Consider the following 7543-nt stretch of genomic DNA (forward strand, 5'->3'; position numbering starts at 1 on the left):
CTATCAATAAAAATTCCTTCAGTTACAGATAAATCACCTTCCTTATAATTAACGTGATAAAGTTTTGTCGTATTTGCTGCCGTATCCCGCGCAACAGCCAAAACAGCCTTGTTCCCACAATAAATAATTCTGCCCCGCAAACTGTTGCCATTTATGTCTTCTAAAGTCATTGGCCGCGAGGACAATTTATAACTAGTCCTTGTGGCCTCATTTCTGCCCACATGTAGTTTAAAAGATCCGTCTGGTGGATCTAACCTGATGATTTTCAAAGCTCGCTGCGCTTCTACATCGTTACTTAACGATTTTAAGTACTGGCCTAATCGCTCGTTAGCAATCCTCTGCCTTTCTTGTTCACGGATTTCATCTATATAACGTTCCATATATTTACGTTGAGGAAAAGTCATTCTATCTAGACGCACCTCTATTGCCGCATCCAATTCTTCGCTACTTACTTTATCGTAAAAATCCTGCCACGCTACGGCATTGGAGCTAGAATCCGGCCCATCAGGATTAACGCGCTCCCCTTTGTTCAGCGGATCTTCAACGGAGATATTTTTAAGCAAATACTGATACATACCTTACTCCTAACCTTTTTTAGTTTTTGAGTTTCAGGCTTTATGCTTACTAATATATCGTAAGCAGCCTAAAATCGTTTCACTTTATCTAAGTTATCACTTCGCGCTGCGGCGCATTTAACTTCGCTCTGCTCGACTCGTAAGCAGCCCGAAACCGTTTCACGTTTTGTATCCCCCAAGCACAGAATACCCAAAATGAAGTTTTTTATACCAACCGCTCCTTGCTCCTGGATATTACTTGATGCTGATGCCGATACCTGTCCCTTTTGTCCCTTTCGTTCCTTTTCTTGAAAAATATCCTCACTGCCTGAGGGCGGTTTGCGCTGTATAAAAAATATTCCGAGATTTTTGGTGTCTACAAATAATTCCCTGGGGGGGGGGGGGTGACTGTTAAGTAATAGTTATTCATTTTTTTCTCCTACAGCGCTATATTATTATACCCGCTTTTTCAGAGGTTATACGTTTACTAATATATCGTAAGTAACCTGAAACTGTTTCATTTTTTTGGAATTGTCCCCTGTCCCCTAACAAGCAGTACGGACACCGAGCGGAGTCGAGGTGTTCATACTACCAATCCATTTATTTTCTTTGCTGGAATTAAAGAATACCCTAAAAAGCGCGATCTATACCTATAGCACAAATTCAAACCAGTTGCCCGAATTTATCACCGCAAAAGATTGCGCCTGGTATTTCTCCAGGAAAATTGTCGGGCGCTTAACCCTGGCGTCAGAATTGTGCTTAAACTCATAACAGGTCAATTCACCGTCTTTTTCCTCAATATAATCAATTTCCTGTCCAGAATACATTCTCCAAAAATATTTATTGGCAAAGATCTCTTTGGCTTGATTATGCTTCAACCGTTCAATTATACAAAAATTTTCCCATAAAGCGCCTCGATCCGGCCGCAGGTTCAATTGATTGAAATTTTGAATAATCGCATTGCGAATACCCAAATCATAAAAGTAGATTTTTTGGGACTTATTTATTTCATTTCTCAAATTACGGCTGAAAGAACGTAGCGGAAAAACCACAAAACATTTTTCCAGCAAATCAATATATTTTTTCACTGTGTGATTGCTGACGCCCAGTTTTTGCGCGATTTCCGAATAGGAAACTTCATTACCAACCTGCAGAGCCAGCAGTTCCAAAAGCTCGATCAACACTTTGGAATTTTTAATTTGGGTAAAAGCCAGCACATCTTTGTATAAATAACTGCTGGCAATCTCTAGTAGATCGAGCCTCGTTTCTTTATCCGGCAGGCTGTAAACCGGCGGATACATGCCATAAACCAACGCTCTAGCCAGTTGGGCAGACGCCTCGTGAAAACCGGAGTTATTTTGAATTTCCAGCATGGAGAATGGATACAAAATGAAAGCGCGTTTCCTGCCGGTCAATGGCTCAGAAATCTTGCCGGACAGATCAAAACTGCTTGATCCGGTCGCTATAATTTGGATTTCGGGATAGGTATCCACAATAATTTTTAAGATCAAACCAATATTCTCAATATTTTGCGCTTCATCTAAAACCACAATATCGTTACTGCCAAGATAATTTTTCAAAAGTTTTTCATTGGTTGTTTCCAGGCTCCGCTTCGCATCCAGAAGCTCACAGTTAATGTAATGCGTCTTTTTCCCGAGTTGCTCCTGCTCTTTTAAAATTGCTTTAGCCAGAGTAGTTTTGCCTGTTCTTCTGGCGCCGTAAATAATTACCACTTTACCCTTATAAAGCGTCTTATCTATCTGTTTTTTGATACTTCTTATAATCATCATATTTCCTTATTTTAACTTCCAGAATTATATATAAAAACGGAAATGTAAATTCCATTTTTGCTATTATACCTTATATTTCCTAAATTTGCCAGTACAAAACTGGAAACCTGGTGCAAGCCTGATGCCTGTCCCTTTCCAAGCCTGATGCCTGTCCCTTTCTAAAATCTATATATGAATCAACTTTTTGTTATATCTATCGCTTTTTTCGTGCCTGTCCCTTTAAAACCAGCCGCAGCCTCTGCATCGCTTCCTGTATATCCGCTCTATGGCCAAATGAGCTAAACCGGATAAAACTTTCGCCCGCGGGGCCGAAACCGGCTCCGGGCGTGGTCACGACCTGCGCCTCGTTGAGGATTTTTTCAAAAACGTCCCAGGATTTTTGCGCCGGGAAATGCGCCCAAATATACGGAGAATTAACCCCGCCGTAGATCTGAATGTCCAAAGCCTGCAAACCCTCGCGGATGATCCGCGCGTTTTCCTGATAATAGGCGATCAGCTTTTTGGTCTCCTGCCGGCCGGCCGGGGTCAGCGCGGTCAGACCGCCGTATTGGGCGATGTTCGACGCGCCGTTGAAAAGTGTGGTGATCACGCGCGTCCAGTCCTGCCGCACCGGGGTTCCGTCCGCAAATTTTAATTTCCGCGGCACAACGCACCAGCCCAGCCGCGCGCCCGTGAAACCGATCGACTTGGAAAAAGAATTCACCTCTATTGCCGCCTCGTCCGCGCCGTCTATTTCATAAATACTGCGCGGCAGATCCTCGTCTACGATAAACTCGCTGTACGCCGCGTCAAAAATAATGATCGAGTTGTTTTTTTTGGCAAATTTCACCAGCTCGGTTAGCTGCGCTTTGGTCGCCACCGCGCCGGTCGGATTATTCGGCGAGCAAAAATAGATCAGATCCGCCCGCGGCAGTCTGCTCAAGTCCGGAAAAAAATCATTTTCCGGCAGACAGGGCATATACCGCAAACCGGCGTCCGCTCCGGCAATGATCGAGCCGTCAACATAGACGGGATAGGCCGGGTCCTGCACAGCCACAATGATCGCGCCGCCGAATAAGATCTGCAGGCGTCCAATATCGCATTTCGCGCCGTCGGAAATCGTGATCTCCTCAGCGTTGACCAGATCTTTGTACAAAACCCCGGCGATCTGCTCGCGCAGGGCGGGCAGTCCCTGCTCATCGCCGTAACCGGAATACCCGTCCACCGTGCCCAGCCGCGCCGCCGCCTCTACCAAACCTTTGGTGGTCTCCGGCGTCAGCGGCTCGGTCGTATTACCGATGCCGAGACTGATAATTTTGGCTCCGGGCTGTCTCTCCAGCAGAGCGCGGCGGCGTCTGGCGATCTCGGGGAACAAATAGCCCGCCGACAATCTGGCAAAATTGGGATTGCGTTCGACCATTTACAAAAGCACCTCGCCCTTAAAAACCTCAAAGGCCGGGCCGGACATCGACACGTGATTATCGTCAGCGTCCCAGGAAATTTTTAAACTTCCGCCGGCCAGACGCACCGTCACATCGCGGTCTAAACGATCGGTCAATACGCCGGCCACCACGGCGGCGCAGGCTCCGGTGCCGCAAGCCAGCGTTTCGCCAGCGCCGCGTTCCCAAACGCGCATTTTAATTTCGTTTTTAAGCAAAACCTGTATAAATTCAATATTGGCTTTTTCGGGAAATATTGCGTGCCGTTCCAGTTCCGGCCCGTAAACCGGCACATTCACAGCGTCTACATCGTCGACAAAAATCACGCCGTGCGGATTGCCCATGGAGACCGCGGTCAGCTCAAAAGTCCTGTCCAGAACCGGCGTCGGCGCGTTCAGCATTTGCCCGCCGGAAAAATTCACCGGAATTTTAGCCGGCGCCAGTATCGGCTCTCCCATATCGACCTCGATAATATTGTTTTGCGGATCAAGCACCGGCAGCATGATGCCGGCCAGAGTTTCGATCGAGATCACGCTTTTTTTCGCGTAATTTTCGTAAACATAGCGCGCAAAACAGCGAATGCCGTTGCCGCACATTTGTGGCTCGGAGCCATCGGCGTTAATGACCTGCATATAGAAATCGGCTTTCTCGGATTTGCGCACGATGAGCAGGCCGTCCGCGCCAATGCCAAAATGCCGGTCGCAGAATTTCGGCGCCAGCTCGTGAAAATTGACCGCGCTCAGATCGTTTTTGAGCGCGTCAAAAAGAATAAAATCATTGCCCAGCCCTTCGAGTTTGACGAAATTCATACTTCCAGCCACTCCACATTTTTAAATGCGCGGAACCAGGTATACTGCCGTTTGGCAAAATTGCGCGTGTTTTGCTTAATATCCGCAAGCATTTTCTCACGATCGATCAAGCCCTGCAAATAACGCAGGGTTTCCTTGTACCCGATCGCCTGCATAGATGATAACCCGGGCGCGCAACCGCGCGCAAGCAGGCCGCGCGCCTCGTCCAGCAGGCCGCGTTCAAACATTTTTTCCACGCGCGCGTCCAACCTGGCATAGAGCTTGGCGCGCGGCATAGTCAGGCCGATAATGCGGCAATCTGTCGCGCCTACTGTGCCTGCCGTGCCTGTTCCCAAAATTGACGGCTGTTTTTTCTGCTGCGCGGAGATCTTTTGGCCAGTCAGCTTATAGACTTCCAGCGCGCGGATCACTCTGAATAGATCATTGGCGTGGATCCGCGCGGCGGCTTCCGGGTCGACTTTTTGTAATTCGCCCCACAGCCATTCCCGTCCTTTTTCCGCGGCCTGCGCACGCAGCCGGAGACGGATGGTTTTGTCAACAGGAAGGGACAGGCACAGGCCATTGATGAGCGCGTTATAATAAAATCCCGTACCTCCGCAAAAAACAATATGCCTGTCCCTTAGTTTGGCCAGCAGTCCGGAAACATACGCAATGTAGTCCGCCACGGAAAAATCCTGCGTCGGCTCAACAATGTCTATAGCGTAATGCGGCGCGCCCCGCCGCTCAGCCAGCGTCAGTTTGGCCGTGCCAATATCCAGACCGCGGTAAACCTGAAAAGCGTCTACGGAAATAATCGCCGCGTCCTGCTCCTTAGCCAGTTTCAGGGCATATTCTGATTTCCCCACGCCAGTGGGGCCGACAACAAGGGTAATATTGCGCATAGGCATATTTTAACAAAGAAAGCGAACGAAAAGGGATAACAAAGGGACAGGCACGTCCTTACATCGATAAGAAGACAGGTATATTGTCCTATTGTCCGTTTTTCTCGGATAAAGGGACAGGCACACGGTCACTGAAAATTGTGAAACAAATTGAGAAAACTTACGATATACCATAAATCTATAAATCAGTGAGGAAAACTATGCTTTTATGTAAACAAATTGCGGTAACTACGATACAAAAAAATAAAGCCGTTGCTTTACTTTCCCTTTATGATATAAAGGCTGTTCTCTTTGATATGGATGGCACAATATTAAACTCTATGCGCTGTCATCAATACGCTTATGCACAAGCTTTTCAACACTATGGAATAAAAAATGTCACTGCTACTGAAATCTATCAAAATGAAGGAACATTAAGTGAATTCAATACATTAAAAAAATTTTTACAGCGCAATAACATGTTAGCCGATGAACAACTTATATCGAAAATTGTTAATTATTCCCATAGTATATCTCAAAAACTACTATTAATGTTTGGAAATCAGCCCATACAATATATGCCCGAATTAATTTATAGGCTCAAAACCGAAAAATACCCTTTAGCTCTAGTAAGCGGGACATCAACATCCAAAATCAAACTGATGTTGCCAGAAAGTTTATATCAAAATTTCAATTATGTTATTGGCGGACGTGATGTTAAAAATAACAAACCGGATCCAGAATGTTACTTATTAGCTGCCAAAAAACTGAATGTAAACCCGCAAAATTGCTTAGTTATAGAAAACTCACCCAATGGTATCCGCGCCGCTAAAGCCGCAGGAATGTACTGTTTGGCTGTAACCACAACTTTATCTAAAACCGCGCTAACTCAGGCAGACTGGATAATATCGCCAAGAATTACTGAAACTGTCTTATTTGGTAAGGGTTCAAGGATATCCACGATTAACAATAAGTCAACTTTACCGCCGACTATTTTTACCAAGGAAGTTTTCAAAACTTTTACTAAAGAACTAAAATCCTCTAAAGAAATTCCTCCTAACTTTATGTTCATATACAAGACGGATCAAAAATTAAAACATCTTTATGCTAGAATAATAGCAGTTGCATTTGCAAGTATCGCTTTATCCACAACCTTATTAGTTTTTCTGTTCTTTGCGTGATATTTGGCTAGTAAGGGACAGGGACAGGCATGTCTTTATAAGGTGACAGGTATATTGTCTATTGTCCATTGTCCGTTTTTCTCTGCCATAATTATAAAAATTTCTTAAAATCTCTCGTACAAAACCTTGCATTGTGCGCTTTTTGGGGGAATTTGGCGCGTTGGTCTTGTCAAATCAGACAAATTCTCTGCTTTGGGACGCTAATTTCCCGGTGTCAATTCAACAGCTTTGACCGCTACAGCCCATACATCGTTCGTAAAATTGTCGACCGCCGATAAAATGCCTGAATTTTTGCTCACGCCTTGTTTTTCGCAAATCAAAACTGAACCGCCGCATAAAGCGTTTGCATTTATTCAATATTTTTATAAAGTTTTTCTGCCGCAGAAAACTTTTTATATATTCAACACAGGCCTGCGGAAGCGCGTCCAGCAGATCAGAAAATTTACCGGAAACAATATTATGAATGCTGTTGTATTCATAATCCAGTGGATTGTCCGTAATTCCGGCTTTTACCGGATTGAGCGCAAAATAGATAATCGTATTGGCAAAGTACTGCCCCATTTCCACCAGTTTACTGGCAAACCTCTGCATCCAGAAATGCCCTTTGCGTTTATGGAAAGCATTGTATTTTTTGGCAAACAACCCATTGATCCGGCACATAATTTCTGAAATGTCCGCGGCCGTATCGTCCGGCTCTATCAAGAGATGCACGTGCGTGGACATCAGCACAAAGGCGTAAAGCTTAAAACCAAGCTCGGCTTTGATTTCTTTTATATGCTTGAGGAATGAAGCGCAGACATTCCCATCCGCAAAGACAAAATCAGAATTATTAACTCTGGTAACTACCGAGTAAATTTGCCCCGCGGGCTTTATCCTTGCAATTCTTGCCATGTTTTAGAAAACAGCAAGAAAAATGCCAGTTGGCAAAAAT

7 protein-coding genes are annotated in these 7543 nt (G+C 45.2%); 1 reads left to right on the plus strand and 6 read right to left on the minus strand.

Annotated features, from left to right (window positions below; all coding sequences use genetic code 11):
• The 5 genes from LBJ25_03545 to miaA form a co-directional block, all read right to left on the minus strand.
• Nucleotides 1-575: hypothetical protein (locus LBJ25_03545; GenBank protein MDR1453031.1), on the minus strand; the 575-nt coding region annotated here is incomplete at its 3' end.
• A gap of 629 nt (nt 576-1204) precedes the next feature.
• Nucleotides 1205-2344: an ATP-binding protein gene (locus LBJ25_03550; GenBank protein MDR1453032.1), complete on the minus strand. Its 1140-nt coding sequence runs from the start codon at nt 2342-2344 to the stop codon at nt 1205-1207.
• A 193-nt stretch (nt 2345-2537) separates the two neighbouring features.
• Nucleotides 2538-3743 carry an LL-diaminopimelate aminotransferase gene (locus tag LBJ25_03555; protein ID MDR1453033.1) on the minus strand — a complete coding sequence of 402 codons (1206 nt, stop codon included), beginning with the start codon at nt 3741-3743 and terminating at the stop codon, nt 2538-2540.
• On the minus strand, nt 3744-4571 hold the full coding sequence (dapF, locus tag LBJ25_03560; protein ID MDR1453034.1) for a diaminopimelate epimerase: 828 nt from the start codon (nt 4569-4571) through the stop codon (nt 3744-3746).
• On the minus strand, nt 4568-5452 hold the full coding sequence (miaA, locus tag LBJ25_03565; GenBank protein MDR1453035.1) for a tRNA (adenosine(37)-N6)-dimethylallyltransferase MiaA: 885 nt from the start codon (nt 5450-5452) through the stop codon (nt 4568-4570). Before miaA ends, dapF begins: the two co-directional genes overlap by 4 nt.
• A gap of 200 nt (nt 5453-5652) precedes the next feature.
• Here miaA and LBJ25_03570 point away from each other — a divergent pair, with 200 nt between their 5' ends.
• Nucleotides 5653-6612 carry an HAD family phosphatase gene (locus tag LBJ25_03570; protein MDR1453036.1) on the plus strand — a complete coding sequence of 320 codons (960 nt, stop codon included), beginning with the start codon at nt 5653-5655 and terminating at the stop codon, nt 6610-6612.
• Between the two features lie 219 nt (nt 6613-6831).
• Here LBJ25_03570 and LBJ25_03575 read toward each other — a convergent pair whose 3' ends face one another.
• Nucleotides 6832-7503, minus strand: coding sequence for a transposase (locus tag LBJ25_03575; GenBank protein MDR1453037.1), 672 nt, complete (start codon nt 7501-7503; stop codon nt 6832-6834).
• Between the last annotated feature and the right edge of the window lie 40 nt (nt 7504-7543).

It is taken from the genome of Candidatus Margulisiibacteriota bacterium, assembly GCA_031268855.1.
In the GTDB taxonomy this organism is placed as follows: Bacteria; Margulisbacteria; Termititenacia; order Termititenacales; family Termititenacaceae; genus Termititenax.

Coding starts and splice junctions, on each gene's coding strand:
- LBJ25_03570 (MDR1453036.1), top strand. CDS start 5,653: ATGCTTTTATGTAAACAAATTGCGGTAACTACGATACAAAAAAATAAA.
- miaA (MDR1453035.1), bottom strand. CDS start 5,452: ATGCGCAATATTACCCTTGTTGTCGGCCCCACTGGCGTGGGGAAATCA.
- LBJ25_03550 (MDR1453032.1), bottom strand. CDS start 2,344: ATGATGATTATAAGAAGTATCAAAAAACAGATAGATAAGACGCTTTAT.
- LBJ25_03555 (MDR1453033.1), bottom strand. CDS start 3,743: ATGGTCGAACGCAATCCCAATTTTGCCAGATTGTCGGCGGGCTATTTG.
- LBJ25_03575 (MDR1453037.1), bottom strand. CDS start 7,503: ATGGCAAGAATTGCAAGGATAAAGCCCGCGGGGCAAATTTACTCGGTA.
- dapF (MDR1453034.1), bottom strand. CDS start 4,571: ATGAATTTCGTCAAACTCGAAGGGCTGGGCAATGATTTTATTCTTTTT.